Source organism: Leclercia sp. UBA5958 (assembly GCF_002430365.1).
Taxonomy (GTDB): Bacteria; Pseudomonadota; Gammaproteobacteria; order Enterobacterales; family Enterobacteriaceae; genus Enterobacter; species Enterobacter pneumoniae.
The window spans coordinates 291,211-309,403 of sequence record NZ_DJCE01000012.1 but is presented as its reverse complement, the minus strand read 5'-3'; the positions used below and the strand labels follow the sequence as shown (position 1 = coordinate 309,403).

The window sequence follows — 18,193 nt, the reverse complement described above, 5'->3', positions numbered from 1 at the left end:
GTGATCAAACCCGAACTAAAACCCTTAGAGCCCGTCAACCCTGGCTACGCCACTCTGCTCCTTAAAGGCTGGAAAGGGGGCACTGAGGGCGTTGAGATCTCCATCCTGCGCAACCAGGACAGCCTGTATCTCGACAGCCGCGGCGGATGGGTAAGCAGCGAAATGTTCCTAGGCCTGCCTGCACTGAGCGTGATGGACGACGTTCCTGCCGTGCAGGTCGGTCCGTCGTTTATTGACCCACTGCTGGCTAACCGCCAGGCGGCGTATCGTATCGCCATTAAAGACAGCAGTACCCGGGATATGGGTATCCTGGCTATCACAGACGGTTTGCTGAGCTCGCAGGCAGGGGGAGAAAATCCGCTGGCAGAGAATAGCCAAACCCTGGACGTTGCCCCACCGGTTCAGCCCGAGCCGGCGATCGAGCCGCCAGCGCCGGCGCCAGAACCGGTAGTCGACGCACCGCCCGCGGCCCCGGCAAAACGGAAAGCGCCGATCGCCATTATCCTCGCCGTGGTTGCCCTGCTGCTGGCCGCCGCTGCTGCCGGATGGTGGTTTATGCATAAACCTGCAACTGCCGACGCCTCCGCACCTGCCGCCGCCCCGGTAGCGAAAATCAGCGGTCCCTGTGGGGATGAGCAGATGAGCAGTGGCAATGACATGGAGTTCGTAAAAGGCTGCCTGCGTAGCCAGCCAAGCAGCGCCCAACTGCTGGATGTGATTACCAAAGCCAAAGCCGACAAACGCTGCGATATCGCCCAACGCCTGTATGCCTATAAAGCGCAGTCTGGCGATACGCAGATGGCGATGCGCTACGCCCAGGAGTATGACCCGAAATCCGCCCAGGCGGACGGGTGCTTCAGCCCCGACCCGCAAACGGCCAGCTACTGGTACGAAGCGGTGGTGAATCAGGATCCGCAAAACGCCGAAGCGAAAGCCCGTTTAGCTGAGCTGAAAAAATAGGACGAAATAATGAGAAAAAGTCATGGGTTCAGCGGCCTGCTGTGCGCGGCGGCGTTAAGTCTGCCCGCCTGGGGCGCCGACACGCAGCCGCTGCTGCAGGAAGGGAAACACACCCTGTTCCAGCGCGTGCTTACTTATCCGGGCTGCCAGTTGGCTGCTAAAGCGGGCGAAGCAGGCAAAGAGCAGCCCGCGTTCAGCCGCTTTTATGTCTATCAACGTGAAAAGCAGGGCCAGGACGAGTGGCTGCAGGTTGGGCCAGACAGCTTCGGCCATGTTTCTGGCTGGATGAAAGCCGCCTGCACCGTCGACTGGAAAGTCCAGCTCACGCTGGCCTTTACCAACCCCGCCGGGCGCCACCCGATGCTGTTCTTCAAAGAGAAAAGCGACGTGGAGTCGCTGCTGAACAACCCTAAACCCGCGGCAGCGCTGGAGCCGATGGTCGCCAGTCTGAATCAGCATAAGCCGGTGCCGCAGGTGCTGGCTCGTGAACCCGACTACATGGTCGATCAGCTGAAAAACTTCTACCTGCTGCCGGTGCTTGGTTCCGATGATGTCTTTACCGATACCGGTTTCCAGGTGCGGGTGCTGAACGTGGCCTCGGTCACTGAGAAAGCGAGCACCGCCGCGCCGGCTAAAGCGACCGATGAGAAGAACATGATGAAGGGCTTCTCGGCATCTGTGGTCTTCGTAATCGACTCGACTATCTCAATGGGGCCGTACATTGATCGCACCAAAGAGGCGATCGACAAGATCTACAAACAGATCGAAAAAGAGAAACTTCAGGACAAAGTGAAATTTGGCCTGGTTGCCTACCGCTCCAGCGTAAAAGCGGTGCCGGGTCTGGAATACGACGCCAAAATGTATGTCGATCCGAACACGGTAAAAGATGGCAAAGATTTCCTCGCCAAAGTGCATGACCTAAAGCAGGCCACGGTCTCCAGCAGCAAAGTTGATGAAGACGCCTACGGCGGCGTGATGACCGCGCTGGATAAAGTGGACTGGACGCAGTTCGGCGCACGCTATGTGGTGTTAATCACCGATGCGGGTGCGCTCGACGGTACCGACAGCCTCTCCTCCACCCACCTGGGTGCGGAGCAGGTACGCCAAGAGGCAGCATACCGCGGGGTGGCGCTTTATACCCTGCACCTGAAAACACCGGGCGGTAAGAAAAACCACGCTTCCGCCGCGGCCCAGTATCAGGAGTTGACCCTCAATCCGTTCCTGCATAAGCCGCTCTATTACCCGATCGATTCCGGCGACGTGAATAGCTTTGGCACCATTGTGGATAGTCTTTCCAGCGCCATCGCCGGCCAGATCAAAACGGCCTGGAGTGGTGAAGAGACGGCAGGCAGCGCCCTGGGTGCCAGCCCGGAATACGCGGGCAAGAAAGACGATCCGTTGCTAAGCGATGCCGAGAAGCTGAGTAAAGCGATGCGTCTGGCTTATCTGGGCGAAAAACAGGGGACGCAGGCCCCGCCGGTATTCAAATCCTGGATCAGCGATCGCGATCTGGTAAATCAGAATATCCCCGCGACCGAAGTGCGCGTCCTGCTGACCAAAAGCGAGCTGAGCGATCTGAGCGACGTGATGAAGAAGATCGTCAACGCCGCCAACGAAGGGATGATCTCCCCGGACGATATGTTCGCCAGCCTGCGATCGCTGGCCGCCACCATGGGCAACGATCCTAACCAGGCAAAAGGCAAAAATGCGACCCGCCTTGGTGAAATGGGCCTGCTGGGCGAATACATCGAAAGCCTGCCGTATCTGAGTGAAGTACTTAGCCTGGATGAAGAGACCTGGAAGAGCTGGGATGGACTGGAACAGGAGCGCTTTATCCGCCGCCTGAATACCAAGCTCAACTACTACCAGCGCTATAACGAAGATGCCGATCGCTGGGTTGCCCTGGCACCCGACAGCGACCCGCGCGATAACGTCTATCCGGTTCCGCTGGAGAACCTGCCCTGATGCTTCACATTCGTGATATGGACATCCGCCGGGGCGGGCCGCAGGGCTTCTACGTCTCGCTGCCGGCGCTAACGCTCCGGCCCGGTGAAGTGGCGGCGCTCACTGGTCCAAGCGGCTGTGGTAAAAGCACGCTGCTGGAGATGACCGGCGCAATTTTGCGTCCGGGCTCCCTTGGGGTTTATCAGTTGGGTGAGCGAGATATTGCTGCCCCGTTGCTGGCCGAGGACGAGCCCACGCTGGCTGCCATTCGTGCCCACGAACTGGGGTTTATGCTGCAACATGGCGGGCTGCTGCCGTGGCTACCGGTGATGGAGAACATCACTCTGGCGCGACGGCTGGCGGGCATGGCCACCCACTCCCCCTGGCTGGAGACAGCCATCGACACCCTTGGCGTGCGTCACCTGCTAAAGAGCCTGCCTTCCCGGCTCTCTATCGGTGAGCGCCAGCGCGTGGCATTTATTCGCGCCATCGCCCACCAGCCGCGTTTGTTGTTGGCAGATGAACCGACCGCCGCGCTGGATCCCGATAACGCCAGCCGTCTGTTTGCGCTGATCGTCGAAATGGTGCACAGCCTGGAGATGACGGCGATCGTCGTCAGTCACGACTGGCAACGCGTGGATCACTATGGCCTTAAACGCTATACCGCCAGCATTGAGGAGGGGAAAAGTGTCTTCCTGCCCGCTTGACCGGCCGCCTGAACGTGGGCTGCTATGGCGCATGGCGTTCCGCGATCTGATCCACGATCGTAAAGTTGCCCTGTGCATCATCTTTTCGCTTATCGCCGTGATTGCCCCGCTGCTTCTGCTTTTTGGGCTGAAAAATGGCATCGTCAGCCAGCTACGCCACCAGCTTCTGGAGGATCCTCGTACCCGGGAGGTGCGGATCACCGGCAACGGTAATTACGATTTTAGCTGGCTGGAACGGCTGGCTGAACGCCCGGAAGTGGGCTTTTCGATCCCACTGACCCGATCGCTGAATACCCAGGCGGATCTGGTGCGCGATGGGCAGCACTTTGTGGCCGGCGCCGAGGTGATCCCCACCGGCGCCGGAGATCCGCTGCTGGCGGGCGTTGCCGTACCGCGTCAGGATCGTGAGGTGGTGCTCAGCGCCAGCGCCGCTCGTCGGCTCGACCTGAAGCCTGGAGAGACATTTCGCCTGATGGTCAGCCGTAAAATTGACGGTCAAAACCAGCGTGCCGCCTTCGCCCTGACGGTTAGCGGCATACTGGATGACGCCCGCTTTGCCCGGGCTGGCGCCTTTATCACCCTGCCGCTGTTGGTCGCGCTGGAGGATTACCGCGACGGCTACCAGGTACCGCTGTTGCAAGTAAGCGCAGGCAAGCCGCCCAGAGAGCGCACGCGCTTCTCGCGTGCCCGCGTTTACGCCCGCTCACTGGATGATGTCTCCGCGCTGGCTCGCTGGCTGGAAGCACAACACATTGAAGCGGTCACCCAGTCGGCACAGATCGAAGCCGTACGTGCCATCGATCGCGTGCTGGGCGTCATCTTTGGGGTGATCGCCTGGATCTCAGCGACCGGCTGCATCGCCTCGTTGATCGGCGCCTTTATTGCCAACATCGATCGCAAACGTAAAGACATGGCGGTGCTGCGGCTGCTCGGTTTCCGTCGACGCGCGGTAACACTGTTCATTGTGATTCAGGCCCTGTGCCTGACGGGCGTAGCTTTCGGTGCCGGGCTGGTGTTCTACCTGCTGGGCAGCGCGCTGTTTAACCGGGTGCTTGGCGCATCGTTACCCGATCGGGCGTTTGTCTGCCACCTCGAACCCCTTCATTTTTTGGCAGCGCTACTGTGCGTGCTGGTCGTTGCACTCAGCGTTGCCGCTATCGGGGCCATACGCGCCCTGAAGATTGAACCTGCGGAGAGTTTACGTGAAATTTAAACTGGCACTGGGCCTGACGCTGATGGGCCTGGGTTACTCCTGCGCCGTGCAGGCCACCTGGGATGAAAAATTCTGGAACCCGAAGCCGCTGGCAGACGATGTGATACTGCCCATGCCGTGCGATGGTGCGATGGCTTTCCGCAAGGTCGCCATTCCGCAGAACAAGCCCCTGGAAGATTACAACATCACCCTCGGTCAGGAGGGCGATGAGTGGGGTTACGTAGAGCAAGCGCGCCAGGAGCATATTGCCGGCAGCTTCCCGGACCAGAAGAACAAAGGCCGTTATTACCTGATGGCAAAGTATGAACTGAGCGACCTTCAGTTCCGCGCCCTCTCAGGGGAGTGCCCAAAGGCCGACATGAAAGGCCGCCTGCCAAAAGTGAACATTGGCTGGATGGACGCAATGGCCTTCGCCAATCAATACAACCTCTGGCTGCGGAAAGAGAAACTCGCCGCGCTGCCAAAAGACGATGGCCAGCCGGGCTTCCTGCGCCTGCCAACCGAAACCGAGTGGGAATTTGCAGCCCGTGGCGGGCTGGCGGTCTCACCCTCAGAATTTCGCGATGTGCATTTCCCGATGCCGGAGGGGCTGAATGGCTACGTCTGGTATGCGGGAGCGCAGTCGGCCAACGGCAAATTGCAGCTGACGGGCCTGTTAAAACCCAACCCGCTCGGCCTGCATGACATCCTCGGTAACGTTGCGGAGATGATGTTTGAACCCTTCCGCCTGAACAAGCTGGATCGCCTGCATGGTAAGGCGGGCGGCTATGTGGTGCGCGGCGGTAGCTACGTCACGACCCAGGGGGATATCCGCAGCGCTCTACGCGGTGAAGAGCCTTATTACAGCGAAAGCGGCGAGAACGTCAGTAAAACCACCGGCGTGCGCCTGGTAATGGTCTCGACCACCCTCACCTCCCGCGATCGCGTGAAAGAGATTGAGAAAGAGTGGCAGGCGCTGGGCAGCGAGCAAAAAACAGATGCAAAAGGTAAGGCACCGGATTCACTGCAAAACCTGAACGCCCTCTCTGCCAAAGTGCAGGATGACGGGCTGAAAAAGGAGCTGGAGAAGCTGCGTGCCGAACTGCGCGCCAACGGTCAGCTGCGCGATGAACAGCGCGACCAGGCTATTCGCACCTCGCTGCAGCTGGGCGCGTTCCTCTGCACCAAGATGAAAGATGATGGGGAGTTTCTTGATCGTCTGAATCAGCTCTACAGCAAAACCTGCGCCGCAGATAGCCAACTGGACGCTAACTGCTCACGCCGGCAGGAACAGCTTGGCCAGCACCAAAAAGCGCTGGATTTCATCTCCAGTTATTACGCTGACACGCTGGTCGATATGGGCACGACCTACAACAAATCGCTCATTGACCCGCAAATCACTGTGGTCCAACAGCAGATGGCTGCACGCGGAAAAACAAACCTGAATGGCTACCTGGACACCTACTGGCAGAACCTTCAGGGCTACTGGAAAGATGGCAAAGTCGCGCGTGATGCGTGGTTGATGGCATGTAAAAAAAATAAATAATTCTGACAAGGAGATAGCAGTTAATGATCACTTTTAAAGCGTTACGCACAGCAATGGTTGCCGGACTTCTGGTGGTACTGGCGGGTTGTCAGAGCACAGGCAGCAGCGGTGGCGGCGTCGATCCACGTCTCGCCAACAACCAGGATGTGGAGTTCTTTAACAAATCTGGCTGGCAGGCTTGCGCCGGCGGCGCGGCGCTGGGTGCGCTGGCGTGTGCCGTCAGTAACTCCAGTAACAAAGCTGTGTGTATGGCGGCGGCGGCGGTAGCAGGCTGCGGCGTGGGGATGGGTGCCAACGCCTATCTGGACAATCAGCGTAAAAAGTATGCCTCGAAAGAGCTGCAGTTAGACGCGGCGATCAAAGATGTGGAAAGCGAAAATGCCCGTATCCAGAGCGCCACGAACGTAGCGAAATCGGTTATCGCTTCCGACAAGCAGACGCTGGCCAGCATCGAAAAAGAGATGGCCGCTAAATCCGTGAAAAAAGACGAAGTGCAGAAAAAAATCAAAGGGGTGGATGCCAATATCGCCTACCTGCGGAACACCATCACGGATATGAAAAAGCATGAGAAACAGTGGAAAGACGTCTCTGCGAGCATGAGTAAATCCGGCAGCGACACCGAAAACCTGGACAGCAAAATTGCGCTGATGCGCGACAAGATCGGCTCTCTGCAGGGTGAGCTGGACAGTCTGTATACCCAGCGTACCGCGCTGAAAGTGGGTTAAGGAGAGAGTGATGCGTTATCTACTGCTGGCCGTAGGCGCGCTGCTACTAAGTGGCTGTGCGACCAACGCGCGTGACTGTGACCCGACCACGGGCGATGTCAGTATCATCACCAAATTCAACTGCAACTATTCCGGCACCTGGGATAAGCGCGTGGATGCGAAACAGAGCACGCTGGCGCACGAACAGGTATTGAATGCGGAATTCAAAGCGGTTAACGAAGCCATTGAGAAAGAGAAAGCGCAGAGCAACGCCAGCGTTGCCAGCAAACGTCAGTCTCAACAGGCGTTACAACGCTCGCTGAATAATCTGGTGGCGCAGCTGAAAAGCAAAACCGCCGGTCGTGCGGATGCGCAGAAGCAGGTCGCCGACCTGGAAAAAAGCATCAAAGCGGCGCAAAACCGTCCGAGTGACTCTGAAATGCAAAAACAGATGGAGCTGCAAAAACTGCAGGGTCAGCTGACCGATCTGCAAGCCATGCTGGCAACCCAGTAATGCGCCCCTGCCGGGTATCACCCGGCAGGTTTTCTCCTTTCCAGGACAACGCCATGAAAACAAAATTGATTGCCCTCTCCCTGCTGGCTACGGCGACGCTGATGAACTCTGCCGTTGCGGCGCCGCCCGACCCGGAGCTGCTGTTCAACTGTGACTTATCCAACGGCAAAGGGGTTGTCGTGCGCCTTAATAATGACGTGCCCACCTACTATTATGGGTCGATTGAAAAAGTCGAAATGACACTCCCAAAAATCGAAGGCGATAAAACCCAGGTTCGCGCAGGACAGATCCCGTTCTCAGGCGGGGGCGCCTTCTACTACCGTTTCATTAACGGCGTTTACAGCTACGTGGTGTACAGCGGCATGGGCAAAGGCTGGGAATTCACCGGCCTGAAGGTCTATAAAAACGCCAGGCTGTTGATGCGAAAAGCCTGTACCAACGGCGGCTTCATAACCCAGACCTACCGGGGTGAAAACCTGGTGCAGGAAACGGACACGGGCGACGACGGTACCTACGGCTTTGCCGACGAATGACGGGAGAGGTTATGAAACAACAACTGAAAGCAGGTGCCCTGCTCGCCTGCCTGGTCACCGCCGCGCCCGCCAGCGCGCTGGAAATCTGGCACTCAAACACCGTCTGGGCAAATCAGGGGATGTGCAGCGCCACCTTTATGCTGGATAGCGGCATGGAGGAGACTGGCCCGCTAGAGATAGGCGTCGAGCTGGTCAATGCGAAGGGGGTGGTCATCGCGTCCGATACGCTGAATGTGGATGCCTTCGGCGATGCCGAAGCCACCCGCTATCAGACGACCTTTCTGGAAGGTGAAGCCGTGTGTGAAGATGACCTCACCGTACGCTTCACCTCCCTGGCGCGGGTTTCTGGCCAGCAGAAACAGCCGCTACCGCTGAGCGATCTGCAGATCCGCGATTTTAAGCCCTTCAGGCTTATCAATACGCAGGCGGATAAGCAGGGTTAATCCAGCTTCAGCTCATCAAAGTGGGTAATGATCTTACCCACTATGCCGTAATCGAGCGCTTCAGACGGCGACATCCAGAAGTTACGGTCGGTGTCCTTTTTCACCTTCTCCAGCGGCTGCCCGGTGGCATCGGCAATCAGCTTATTCACGCGCTCCAGCATGCGGATGATCTCCCGCGCTTCGATCTCGATATCCGTTGCCTGCCCACGCACCCCACCCAGCGGCTGGTGAATCATAAAGCGGGTATTGGGCAGGGTATAACGATGCTCTTTTTTAGCGGCGAGGAAGATGGTGATGCCCGCGCTGGCGACCCAGCCGGTGCCAATCACGTGCACTTCCGGGCGGATAAATTTAATGAAGTCGTGGATGGTATCTCCCGCCTCCACGTGGCCGCCCTGGCTGTTGATGTAGATCTTAATCGGATCGTTATTGATGCTTTGCAGCAGGATCAGCTGGCTCACCACTTTCTCGGCCAGCGCCTGGTTGATCTCCCCGGAGATCACGATCGAACGTGACGCCAACATCTTCTGCTGAATCAGCGCGCTGCTGCCGGTTTCGTTCTCTTTGGTCGTCTCATCATGATCTTTATTCTGTGCGTAATACATGGCTCTCTTCCTCGGCTTTTAGCGCTAAAAACTGAGTGTAGCCCGTTTCGTGTCGCATGGCATCAGGCGCTGACGATCCGCACCTCCTGCGCGGCAAACGCAGCGATGACGTCGCTATCCAGATCCGCCTCCACCACCAGCACGTCGATATCGCTGCATGTCGCCACCACAAAGCGCGCTACGCCCGGAATTTTATCGGTGGTGAGTGCCACCAGGGTCTGATTGCTCTGGGCGATCACCGCTTTTTTAAACGCACAATCCGCAAAATCGAAGCCGGTCAGCCCCATCTCCGGATCCATGGCGCAGCCGCCGATAAAAGCCTGATCGAAGATCATGCCCTGGATTTGGCGCGTGGCGGTGCTGTCCACCGTTCCGCCTGAGGCGCGCTGGATCTGCCCGCCAGTGATAATCACCTCGCACAGGGGGTGGCGCAGCAGTTCGGCGGCAATGGCCGGGGAGTTAGTCACCACGGTCAGGGCCAGATCGGCCGGAAGGGCTCTGGCCAGCGCCAGGTTGGTGGTGCCCGTATCCATAAAGAGGCAGCTTCCCGCCTTCACCAGGGTTGCCGCTTTCTGCGCGATCTGCTCTTTTTTGGCATGATTCTGCTGCTCGCGGCTGATAAACGTGCCTGCGTCGGCCAGCTGTAATACCGCGCCGCCGTAAACCTTTTTACAGTTCCCCTCTTTGCTAAGCTCTTGTAAATCCCGGCGAATCGTGTGCTCAGAGACCTTCATTTGCTTCGCCAGCTCGGCGCATACCACTCTGCCCTGTTGTTGCAGGATCTGGCGGATCCGATCTTGTCGTTGTTCCGGAAAAGCTGCATAATCGAGCATAAATAGCCTTGTTAATTTTTTAAATCGAGCAATAGTGAGCATGATGTTGCATAGAGGCTCACCCTGTCAATCACTGGAGCGTCACCATGAAGCGCGATGATGATTACCGCCAACAAGTGCCCGCCACCAGGCCGCACGATGGCTTCTTTTTTGAGCCTGCCGCCCCCGGTGCCCGCGCCGAAGAGCGCGTAGGGCGCGACGCGTCCGGCTCCCCCCTTTTACGTAGCGCCAGCCCGGCCCTCCCCCGACCCGATAAGGATGTTAAATGAGTTTGCAGACCACAGGCCCGGTTCATCGCCTCGCCACCCGGATCGTCTTTTTTATTGCCGGCTACGTCACCGCCACCTGGGCGGTGCTGGTGCCCTATGCCAAAGCCAATACCGGTGTTAACGAAGCCACCCTGGGTTCCCTGCTACTCTGCCTGGGGATGGGGGCGCTGGTGGCGATGCCGCTTACCGGGATGCTCACCAGCCGTTACGGCTGCCGCAAGGTGATAGTGACCGCGCTGGCTATGGTGATTCTGACCACACCGCTGCTGGCGATGATCACCAGTCCGCCGCTGCTGGCCGCCGCGCTGCTGCTGTTTGGCGTGGGGGTGGGGGTAACCGACTGCGCGATGAACATTCAGGCCATTATCGTTGAGCGCGACGCGCCTGGCCCGGTGATGTCGGGCTTTCACGGGATGTACAGCGTGGGCGGTATCGCCGGCGCCGGTGCGATGACCCTGCTGCTGACGCTCGGGGCCAGCGCGCCGCTCGCCTGCCTGATCATTATTCTGAGCGTGGCGATCATGCTCGCCGCCAGCCTGAAAGGGTTATTACCCTGGGCTAACCCGGCCTCTGGCCCGGCCTTTGCGATACCGCGTGGCGTGGTGTTACTGATTGGCGTCGTCTGCTTCGCGGTCTTTCTCGCCGAGGGGACGGTGCTCGACTGGAGCGCGGTCTACCTGACGGAGGTGCGTCGCGTGCCGGAGTCGCTGGGTGGGCTGGGCTTTACCTGCTTCGCGGTGGCGATGACCTTGCTGCGTTTAACCGGGGATAAGCTCATTGCCCGCATTGGCGCACCGCGTGCGGTGGTGGGCGGCGCCCTCGTCGCGGCCCTCGGCTTCGCGATAGTGACCCTCGTGCCGGTGTGGCAGCTGGCGCTGCTGGGCTACGTGCTGATTGGCGCAGGCTGCGCCAATATTGTGCCGGTGATGTTCTCGGCCGTGGGCCGCCAGAACCGGATGCCGCAGTCGGTGGCGGTGCCAGCCATCACCACCCTGGGTTATCTCGGCGTCCTGGCCGGGCCGGCGGTGATTGGCTATGTCGCCCACACCACCTCGTTAACTCAGGCCTTTATGATCATTATGGCCCTGATGCTGGTTGTGGCAGGGCTTTCCCTGACGGTCACCTCGGGTCAACACGCGCAACGTGAGGGATAAGATGAAAATTGCACATGTCGCACTCTGGACCCGCAACCTGGAGGCTCAGGTCTCCTTCTGGCAGCAGGTATTTAACGGGCGCAGCAACGACCGCTATCTCAGTAAAAATCGGCCGGGATTTGCCTCGCACTTTATTACTCTGGCCGACGGCCCCACCGTTGAGCTGATGACGGTGCCGGATCTGCCGGATGCTCCGCCACATGCGGAGTTTATCGGCTGGGCGCATATTGCCCTGGACGTGGGCAGCAAAGCCGATGTGGATCGGATGGCGGCGCAGGCGCGTCTTAACGGGACCCTGCTCAGCCCTCCGCGAATGACCGGCGACGGATTTTATGAAGCGGTTATCGCCGACCCGGACGGCAACAGAATTGAGCTGGTGGGGGAGTAATTCCCCCTTTTTTACACGCCAAAATTATCTCTTCCCCGACATTCATACGGTTATCATATTGTTAAATGATAATGATAATTAATGTGTTAAAATTAATGCGTTCATAAAACTGCCGCCTGACCAGCATCGATAAAGGCGCGGTTTTCACGCTGTACGAAATCCTCTCATCTTTATCAGGCTGAAACATTGGGGTTATTAATGGAACACATTGTCTACGTCGTCGATGATGATCATGCTGTCCGGCGGTCCGTGGTCGGGCTGCTGGAATCTGCCGGATTGAATGCGATTGCCTTCTCCTCGGCGGAATCTTTTCTGCAACACCCTTTCGAAGATCTCCCCTCCTGCGTGGTGCTGGATATGCAGATGCCCGCCATCAGCGGCTTTGAAGTGGCAGATGCCCTGAAGGCCAGCGGGCGCGAAATTCCGATTATTTATCTTACTGGCCATGGCACCATCCCGATGACCGTGAAGGCGATGAAAGGCGGGGCCTATGAGTTCCTCACCAAGCCGGTGGCATCGAACGACCTGCTGAATACGATTGGCGACGCGCTAAAGCTGGCGCAGGACAACGCGCTCCAGCTACGCGAGCAGTACTCCCTGAAGCAGCGCCATCTTTCCCTTACCCCGCGCGAGCAAGAGGTGCTGCAGCTGGCCATCAGCGGCTTGCTGAACAAGCAGATTGCCGCCGAGCTGGGGGTGAGCGAAATCACGGTCAAAGTCCACCGCCGCCGGGTGATGGATAAGATGCAGGCCCGCTCGCTGGCAGACCTGGTCAGGGCCGCAGAGCGCCTGACCATAAGCCTGCCGTCAGAGTAACGCCTCGCCGCTTGCCAAGGGCAGCGTAAAGGCAAACACGCTGCCGTGGGGATCGCGGTGGCGGGCCGTCAGCTTGCCCCGGTGGCGTTCAATAATGCTGTAGCTGATGGTCAACCCCATCCCCATCCCCTGCGCTTTTGTGGACCAGAATGAGTCGAAAATGCGCTCCATCAGCGCCGGTTCAATACCGGTCCCGCTGTCGGCAATTTCACATCTCACCAGCCCCTCCTCGGGGTTCGAGGTCGAGAGAACCAGAGTGCCCGGCCGCTCCGTGACGTCCGCCATCGCCTCCACGGCGTTCATCACCAGGTTCAGCAGCACCTGCTGGATCTGCACGCTATCGCCCATGATAAAGCTGTTTTCCGCCGCCAGTTCATAGCTGACGTTGATACGGCGCTGCTCCAGTTCGCTGCGCGACAGGGTGATGATATGGCGGATCGCATGGTGCAGATCGAGGCGGGCAAAGGTGGGATCTTGCCGGCGGGTAAGGGATTGCAGGCTGCGGATGATCTCCCCTGCCCGCTCCCCCTCGGAGATGATCTCCTCCAGCCCCATCCGCGCCTTATCCAGCCGGGCCGGATCGCGATTGAGCCAGCGCAGGCTCGCCCCGGCGTTAGAGACGATAGACATCAGCGGCTGGTTGATCTCATGCGCGATAGAGGAGGACAACTGCCCGACGGTGGTGGCACGCGAGACGCGGGCTAAATCGGCCTGCGCCACGCGCATGGCGTCTTCGGCCATACGCTGGCTGGTGATATCGGTGATGATGCCGAAATATTCGTTCACCTCGCTCCCCACGCCCACCGGATCGCCAATCCCCAGAATGGTGCGGGTGGCGCCGTCGGCGCGAATAATTCGGAACTCGGCGCGCATGGTCAGGCCGTCGCGCACACTCTCGGTGACCAGGGTACTGATGCGCGGATAGTCATCCTGATGAACAAAGGTCAGGAACTCCGCCATCGAGATCATCTTCTGCTTTTCAGGCAGGCCGAGGATGCGCGCATACTCTTCGGACATAAACATCAGATCCTGCTGCAGCTCCCAGCGCCAGCTTCCGGTGTGGCTAATCTGCTCGCCGAGCATGAGTGAGGTCTGGCTGGCGCGCAGCTCCTTCTCGACCCGGCGGCGCTGAATGTTCTCCTCCACCAGCTCGGCGTACAGGCGGGCGGTCTCCAGCGAGATGGCCGCATGCGCCCCCAGCAGGCTTACCACGCGGGAGTGTTCAACGGTAAAGACTTCCGGCATCAGGCGGTTTTCCAGGTACAACACCCCCACCAGCCGCGCCTGTTTAAACATCGGCACGCACATCACCGCCGCGCCAGAGGTGACCAGATAGGGATCCTGGCTAAAGGGGTGAAATGCTTCCGGCTTGCCGGTGTGGATCTCCTGGCCGGTGCGGATCACCGCCGCCAGCACAGTGAGTGGCATATCGGAGGCCGTCGGCACGTCTTTCATGATCCGCACCCGCACGCCGTCCGTCGAGGTGATGGCGCTGGCCTCGATCTCCGGAATGGTGTTCTCGCCCACGCGGATCAGCAAGCCGCGCTGGGCGCCAGCACGCTCCAGTAGAATGGTCATCAGGGTTTCGATCAGCCGTTCGAGGTTGATCTCCTCCGACAGCGCGCGCGACGCCTTGATCACGCTTTGCAGATCGCGGATCTCTTCATTGCGCGCAAAGGCCACCGTGTCCCAGGCGTTCGCCTGTCCGGAGGCGAGCAGATAGGGGAAATCCTGCTCCAGCTGACGCATTTTGGATTGCGCCCCGGCCCGACCCCAGGCCGTTAACGCGCCACGGAAGTGGGCGTCGGCGGCGGTAGGGTAACCGCAGGCGTGAGCAAATCGCCCTGCCAGCTCGTGGGCCATGGCGTTATACGGGCTGAAGCCCGCCTCGCGCGACAGGCGCACCGCCTTCTCATACTGCTCCAGGGCGATGCTGTTCATGCCATCAAGGCGTACGATCTCGGCGTAGATCAGCGCCTCTTTATCGGCAAAGGTGCCCGGATTGATGCGCGCCCAGAGGGCGATCTTGTCATAGTGAAGATGGATCTGGCGGCGAAGATCGGCCGAGAAAGTCTCCGGCGTCAGCTGCTGCGAGAGCGCCAGCGCGCTGTAGAGATGGTAATCCAGCAGGTGAATATGCCCCGGCGCAGACCAGGCAAACTGCCCGGCCTTTTCGAGGTTTTCCGCCGCCTGCGGGTATTCGCGACAGGCGAAATGGGCCATGCCCCGGTAGAGCCAGAACCAGAACAGCATGGTTGAAGTCTGTTCCGACGCCTGTCCCGGCGCGGCGGGCAGCAAAGATTCCGGCAAGACCTGCGCCGCGCTCCACTGCCCCTCCACCGGGGTGCGCAAATGTTCCACATAGTGGCGCTGAATCAGCAGGGTGGCCTCCACATCCTGGAAATGGGTTTTGCGCACGTAAGCGAGGCCACGCTCAATGCTGGTCAGCACGGCGTCGAGGTGATCGCCCCGGGTCAGGAAGTTGATCACCTGATGGCAGGCGGCAAAGCAGGCCATCGTCATGTCACCGTGGGTCACGGCAGAGGTAAAGCAGGCTTTGGCGCACTCAATGGTGTATGAGAGCGGCTGCGTCCAGACGCTGAGCTGGTCCAGCGCCAGCAGGGTTTTGGCTTCAAAGGCGTCGTAGCCGTGACGGTTGACCAGCTCCCGCGCCAGGGTGCCGTACTGGAACCCAAGGCGATACTCCGCATAACGTTGGCCAATCAGCACGCCAAACCAGGCCATCGCCGTGGTAGAGGCGCCGGTGATACCGCGATCCAGCGTGAGCGCCATCATCCGGCACAGTAAAAGAAAGTGCAGGCGCGGGTGGGTAAAGCTGGCGAACAGACTGGCGCTGTTGAGCAGGTTCATCACCGCGTCGGTTTCGTCGTCATCCCTGCGCGCCAGTCCGCGAAAATGGCGATCCGGATTGTCCCCCACGCGGCGGCACAGGCTATGCCAGGCCTCGTCGCACTCGGCGTCATCGGGATAGCGGCTAACGTGAATACCAAAGACCGCCAGCCAGCAGAGCGCCGCCTCCAGCGCCAGCCGGTTGTCGGACTGTCGCATATACACTTCCGCCAGCAGGTTGGCCGCCAGCGCTTTTTCCGTTAACCCGCCCGGGGCACCCAGAATGCGATCGCACAGCCTGCGGGTGATGTCGAGATTGCCCAGGGCAAACTCGCACCCGGCCTCTTCGAGATCCAGCGCCACATCGCGCACGCTCCCGGCGTTACCCAGCGCGCGGGCGGTCTGAATATAGCTCAGGGCCGACCGGTAATCGCCCGAGCGCCTGGCGCGGCGGGCAGCCAGCAGGCTCAGCTCACGGAACTTCTGCCGCTCAGGGGCGGGCTGAATGCAGTCCAGCGCCGCCGTGACGTGGTGGACGGCGCGGAACAGGATCTCGTTGCCTGCCGCCTGGCGTGCCGACTCCGCCAGCACGCAGGCGGTGGTCAGGTGCAGGCGGCTCTTCTCTTCGTTATCCAGCAGCGCAAACGCGGCCTCCTGGACCCGGTCGTGAATAAAGGCATAGTCCCCGTCGCTGAGGGCGATCAGCTGCGCAGTCACCGCCGGGTGCAGGGCATAGCGGATCTCCGCGACAGACATCCCCACCACGCGGCAGACCATCTCCAGCTCGCCGCTGCCGCCCAGGCAGGCGATACTCCCCAGCAGATGGCGGGTCTCTTCCGGCATCTCCTCCAGCTGCTGTAACACCAGCGTGACCACGTTTTCGGTGTAGTGCCGGGCGCGGATGGCCTCAAGATCGTAGCACCACCGGTCCTGATACTTATTGTGCGTCACCAGCCCGTCATCAACGATGCGGCGGAAAAACTCATGTACAAACAGCGGATTACCGCCGGTTTTTTCGTGAATCAGCCCCGCCAGATCGGCGGTGCTGGCCGAGCGGGTATGGAAAATATCGGCCAGCCAGCGCGAGACCGCCTTCACCGACAGCGCCTCCGGGCGCAGCTCGACGGTGTTGCGCGATGCGCGCTGCAAATTGGCCAGCGACGGCTCATGCGCGCTGTCATCCCGATACGCAACCACCATCAGCATGGGGAGGGTGCTGCCGCTGGTCAGGAGGTCATGCAGGATCTGCAGGCTGGCGGGATCTATCCAGTGGATATCATCCAGCAGCAGCACCAGCGGGCAGCCCTGGCTGGCAAAAGCTTTCACCAGCGCCAGCACCATCTGGCTAAAGCGCGCCCGGGCATCGGTCGAAAAGGTATCGCTGGAGAAACGCGGTTTGTTATCCAGCAGCAGGCCAAGCTCCGGCACCAGGCCGACGGCTAAGGTTTCATAGCCCTCCAGATCGCGCGACAGGCGAACTTTCCACTGGGCCACCTCCTCGGTGGACAAGCCCAGCAGATGCAGCGCCAGGGCGCGAAACGCCGAGGTGAGCGCCGCATAGGGTAGCGCGGGAGAAAACTGATCCACCTTGCCTACCGCCAGCAGCACGTTGCGGTGCTGAAGCGCCTTCAACCCCGAGGCGATCAGCGACGATTTACCAATCCCCGACGGGCCGCTGATGGTCACCAGCCCGGCCAGGTTATCGCGGCACACCCGATCAAAGGCGTTAAGCAGCTCCGCCGCCTGGGGATGGGCATTGTAGAGGGTATCGGTCAGATAAAAGGCCGGGGAGCGATCCTGCAGGCCGGGGGTAAAGGCCGCGATATCCCCGTCGTCGCTCAGGGTCGCCTGGCAGCGGCGCAGATCGGCTATCAGCCCGTCCACGGTCTGATAGCGGTGCTCGGGTCTTTTCGCCAGCAACTTAAGGACGATAGCCGAGAGCATGGCCGGAATACCGGGCAAGACGGCCCCCGGCGCCCGGGGCTCAGAGGCGATGTGGTAGTGAGCCCACTTGCCCTGATCCTGGCCCCCCAGCTCAAAGGGCAGGCTGCCGGTCAGCAGTTCGTAGAGCACGACGCCGAGGCTATAGAGATCGCTGCGGCTATCCACCGCTCTGTGGGTGCGGGTGGTGTGCTCCGGTGACATATAGGCGGGGGTGCCGCCGGTCACCGACAGCCGCGTCTGGCTGAGATCCTCTGCGCCACCGGACGACAGGCCAAAGCCCCCCAGCCGGCAGCGATGTTCGTCATCGATAAAAATATTGCCGGGCTTGATATCCCCGTGCACCAGGTTGCGCAGGTGCATCAGGCGCAGGGGGAGGCAGATGCGGATCGCCAGATCGAGAAAGTGCTGCATGCCGGCCATCGGCGTGCCGACCCTGCGGGTCAGCAGCACAAAGGCGAAGGGGGCATAAACCAGGGCAAAGCGTCCGTGATATTGCGTGCTGGCCACCGGGCGCACGGCCCAGTCGTCGCTCAGGTACTCACGCAGGGCAAACTCATTGCGCAGCAGGCGCGTTGCGCTGGCCTCTTCCTCATCACTGACGGCGGTCGCGATGATAAACGCGCCGCCGGAGGCAGGCAGGCGTGCGTTCAGCCAGCAGAGGCTACCCTCCTGTCCCAGCGGCGTAAAAATGACGTCTTCTTTAAGCACAAAAGCCTGCCCCTCAGAGAGATTCTCAGGGGCAGGCAGCGATGGGTTGTTCATCCACGTTCCTTATTTTTCTTCATTAATGG

At 60.0% G+C, this 18,193-nt stretch carries 16 protein-coding genes; 13 read left to right on the top strand and 3 right to left on the bottom strand.

What is annotated here, in order from left to right; translation table 11 throughout:
* The 9 genes from B2Q93_RS19785 to B2Q93_RS19745 are packed head-to-tail and all read left to right on the top strand — an operon-like array spanning position 1 to position 8,543.
* Positions 1 to 960 (top strand): hypothetical protein, encoded by a 960-nt coding sequence (locus tag B2Q93_RS19785; protein WP_286934178.1) that lies wholly within the window; start codon positions 1 to 3, stop codon positions 958 to 960.
* Between the two features lie 9 nt (positions 961 to 969).
* Positions 970 to 2,925, top strand: coding sequence for a vWA domain-containing protein (locus B2Q93_RS19780; protein WP_286934175.1), 1,956 nt, complete (start codon positions 970 to 972; stop codon positions 2,923 to 2,925).
* Positions 2,925 to 3,611 (top strand): ABC transporter ATP-binding protein, encoded by a 687-nt coding sequence (locus B2Q93_RS19775; protein WP_286934172.1) that lies wholly within the window; start codon positions 2,925 to 2,927, stop codon positions 3,609 to 3,611. The genes B2Q93_RS19780 and B2Q93_RS19775 overlap by 1 nt, the downstream gene beginning before the upstream one ends.
* Before the next feature lie 31 nt (positions 3,612 to 3,642).
* Entirely contained in the window at positions 3,643 to 4,824 is a 1,182-nt protein-coding gene (locus tag B2Q93_RS19770) for an ABC transporter permease (protein ID WP_349679671.1), read from the top strand.
* Positions 4,814 to 6,349, top strand: coding sequence for an SUMF1/EgtB/PvdO family nonheme iron enzyme (locus B2Q93_RS19765; protein ID WP_286934169.1), 1,536 nt, complete (start codon positions 4,814 to 4,816; stop codon positions 6,347 to 6,349). Before B2Q93_RS19770 ends, B2Q93_RS19765 begins: the two co-directional genes overlap by 11 nt.
* A 23-nt stretch (positions 6,350 to 6,372) precedes the next feature.
* Entirely contained in the window at positions 6,373 to 7,074 is a 702-nt protein-coding gene (locus B2Q93_RS19760; protein WP_207292909.1) for a hypothetical protein, read from the top strand.
* A gap of 10 nt (positions 7,075 to 7,084) precedes the next feature.
* Positions 7,085 to 7,567: a hypothetical protein gene (locus B2Q93_RS19755; protein WP_207292908.1), complete on the top strand. Its 483-nt coding sequence runs from the start codon at positions 7,085 to 7,087 to the stop codon at positions 7,565 to 7,567.
* Positions 7,568 to 7,620: 53 nt separating this feature from the next.
* Positions 7,621 to 8,100 carry a hypothetical protein gene (locus B2Q93_RS19750; protein WP_212478279.1) on the top strand — a complete coding sequence of 160 codons (480 nt, stop codon included), beginning with the start codon at positions 7,621 to 7,623 and terminating at the stop codon, positions 8,098 to 8,100.
* Between the two features lie 11 nt (positions 8,101 to 8,111).
* Positions 8,112 to 8,543, top strand: a complete 432-nt coding sequence (locus tag B2Q93_RS19745; protein ID WP_286934167.1) for an IrmA family protein — start codon at positions 8,112 to 8,114, stop codon at positions 8,541 to 8,543.
* On the opposite strand, the gene B2Q93_RS19740 is transcribed toward B2Q93_RS19745, so the two are convergent.
* Positions 8,540 to 9,148, bottom strand: a complete 609-nt coding sequence (locus B2Q93_RS19740; protein ID WP_040077345.1) for an ATP-dependent Clp protease proteolytic subunit — start codon at positions 9,146 to 9,148, stop codon at positions 8,540 to 8,542. The two genes, B2Q93_RS19745 and B2Q93_RS19740, sit on opposite strands and share 4 nt — an antisense overlap.
* 62 nt (positions 9,149 to 9,210) lie before the next feature.
* Positions 9,211 to 9,981, bottom strand: coding sequence for a DeoR/GlpR family DNA-binding transcription regulator (locus B2Q93_RS19735; protein ID WP_286934165.1), 771 nt, complete (start codon positions 9,979 to 9,981; stop codon positions 9,211 to 9,213).
* An 86-nt stretch (positions 9,982 to 10,067) separates the two neighbouring features.
* Between B2Q93_RS19735 and B2Q93_RS19730 the strand changes: the two genes are divergently transcribed.
* The 4 genes from B2Q93_RS19730 (at position 10,068) to B2Q93_RS19715 (ending at position 12,608) form a co-directional block, all read left to right on the top strand.
* Positions 10,068 to 10,250 carry a hypothetical protein gene (locus tag B2Q93_RS19730; protein ID WP_286808431.1) on the top strand — a complete coding sequence of 61 codons (183 nt, stop codon included), beginning with the start codon at positions 10,068 to 10,070 and terminating at the stop codon, positions 10,248 to 10,250.
* Complete coding sequence (locus B2Q93_RS19725; RefSeq protein WP_286934163.1) at positions 10,247 to 11,404, top strand: MFS transporter; 1,158 nt, start codon at positions 10,247 to 10,249, stop codon at positions 11,402 to 11,404. Before B2Q93_RS19730 ends, B2Q93_RS19725 begins: the two co-directional genes overlap by 4 nt.
* A gap of 1 nt (position 11,405) precedes the next feature.
* Positions 11,406 to 11,792 carry a VOC family protein gene (locus B2Q93_RS19720; protein ID WP_286934160.1) on the top strand — a complete coding sequence of 129 codons (387 nt, stop codon included), beginning with the start codon at positions 11,406 to 11,408 and terminating at the stop codon, positions 11,790 to 11,792.
* Positions 11,793 to 11,990: 198 nt separating this feature from the next.
* Complete coding sequence (locus B2Q93_RS19715) at positions 11,991 to 12,608, top strand: response regulator transcription factor (protein ID WP_207292901.1); 618 nt, start codon at positions 11,991 to 11,993, stop codon at positions 12,606 to 12,608.
* On the opposite strand, the gene B2Q93_RS19710 is transcribed toward B2Q93_RS19715, so the two are convergent.
* Positions 12,600 to 18,164 (bottom strand): trifunctional serine/threonine-protein kinase/ATP-binding protein/sensor histidine kinase, encoded by a 5,565-nt coding sequence (locus B2Q93_RS19710; protein WP_286934158.1) that lies wholly within the window; start codon positions 18,162 to 18,164, stop codon positions 12,600 to 12,602. The two genes, B2Q93_RS19715 and B2Q93_RS19710, sit on opposite strands and share 9 nt — an antisense overlap.
* Positions 18,165 to 18,193: the final 29 nt, after the last annotated feature.

Excerpts from the sequence above, each read along its gene's own strand:
- B2Q93_RS19780 (WP_286934175.1), top strand. The coding sequence starts at position 970 with ATGAGAAAAAGTCATGGGTTCAGCGGCCTGCTGTGCGCGGCGGCGTTA.
- B2Q93_RS19775 (WP_286934172.1), top strand. The coding sequence starts at position 2,925 with ATGCTTCACATTCGTGATATGGACATCCGCCGGGGCGGGCCGCAGGGC.
- B2Q93_RS19770 (WP_349679671.1), top strand. The coding sequence starts at position 3,643 with ATGGCGTTCCGCGATCTGATCCACGATCGTAAAGTTGCCCTGTGCATC.
- B2Q93_RS19760 (WP_207292909.1), top strand. The coding sequence starts at position 6,373 with ATGATCACTTTTAAAGCGTTACGCACAGCAATGGTTGCCGGACTTCTG.
- B2Q93_RS19755 (WP_207292908.1), top strand. The coding sequence starts at position 7,085 with ATGCGTTATCTACTGCTGGCCGTAGGCGCGCTGCTACTAAGTGGCTGT.
- B2Q93_RS19750 (WP_212478279.1), top strand. The coding sequence starts at position 7,621 with ATGAAAACAAAATTGATTGCCCTCTCCCTGCTGGCTACGGCGACGCTG.
- B2Q93_RS19745 (WP_286934167.1), top strand. The coding sequence starts at position 8,112 with ATGAAACAACAACTGAAAGCAGGTGCCCTGCTCGCCTGCCTGGTCACC.
- B2Q93_RS19740 (WP_040077345.1), bottom strand. The coding sequence starts at position 9,148 with ATGTATTACGCACAGAATAAAGATCATGATGAGACGACCAAAGAGAAC.
- B2Q93_RS19735 (WP_286934165.1), bottom strand. The coding sequence starts at position 9,981 with ATGCTCGATTATGCAGCTTTTCCGGAACAACGACAAGATCGGATCCGC.
- B2Q93_RS19730 (WP_286808431.1), top strand. The coding sequence starts at position 10,068 with ATGAAGCGCGATGATGATTACCGCCAACAAGTGCCCGCCACCAGGCCG.
- B2Q93_RS19725 (WP_286934163.1), top strand. The coding sequence starts at position 10,247 with ATGAGTTTGCAGACCACAGGCCCGGTTCATCGCCTCGCCACCCGGATC.
- B2Q93_RS19720 (WP_286934160.1), top strand. The coding sequence starts at position 11,406 with ATGAAAATTGCACATGTCGCACTCTGGACCCGCAACCTGGAGGCTCAG.
- B2Q93_RS19715 (WP_207292901.1), top strand. The coding sequence starts at position 11,991 with ATGGAACACATTGTCTACGTCGTCGATGATGATCATGCTGTCCGGCGG.
- B2Q93_RS19710 (WP_286934158.1), bottom strand. The coding sequence starts at position 18,164 with ATGAACAACCCATCGCTGCCTGCCCCTGAGAATCTCTCTGAGGGGCAG.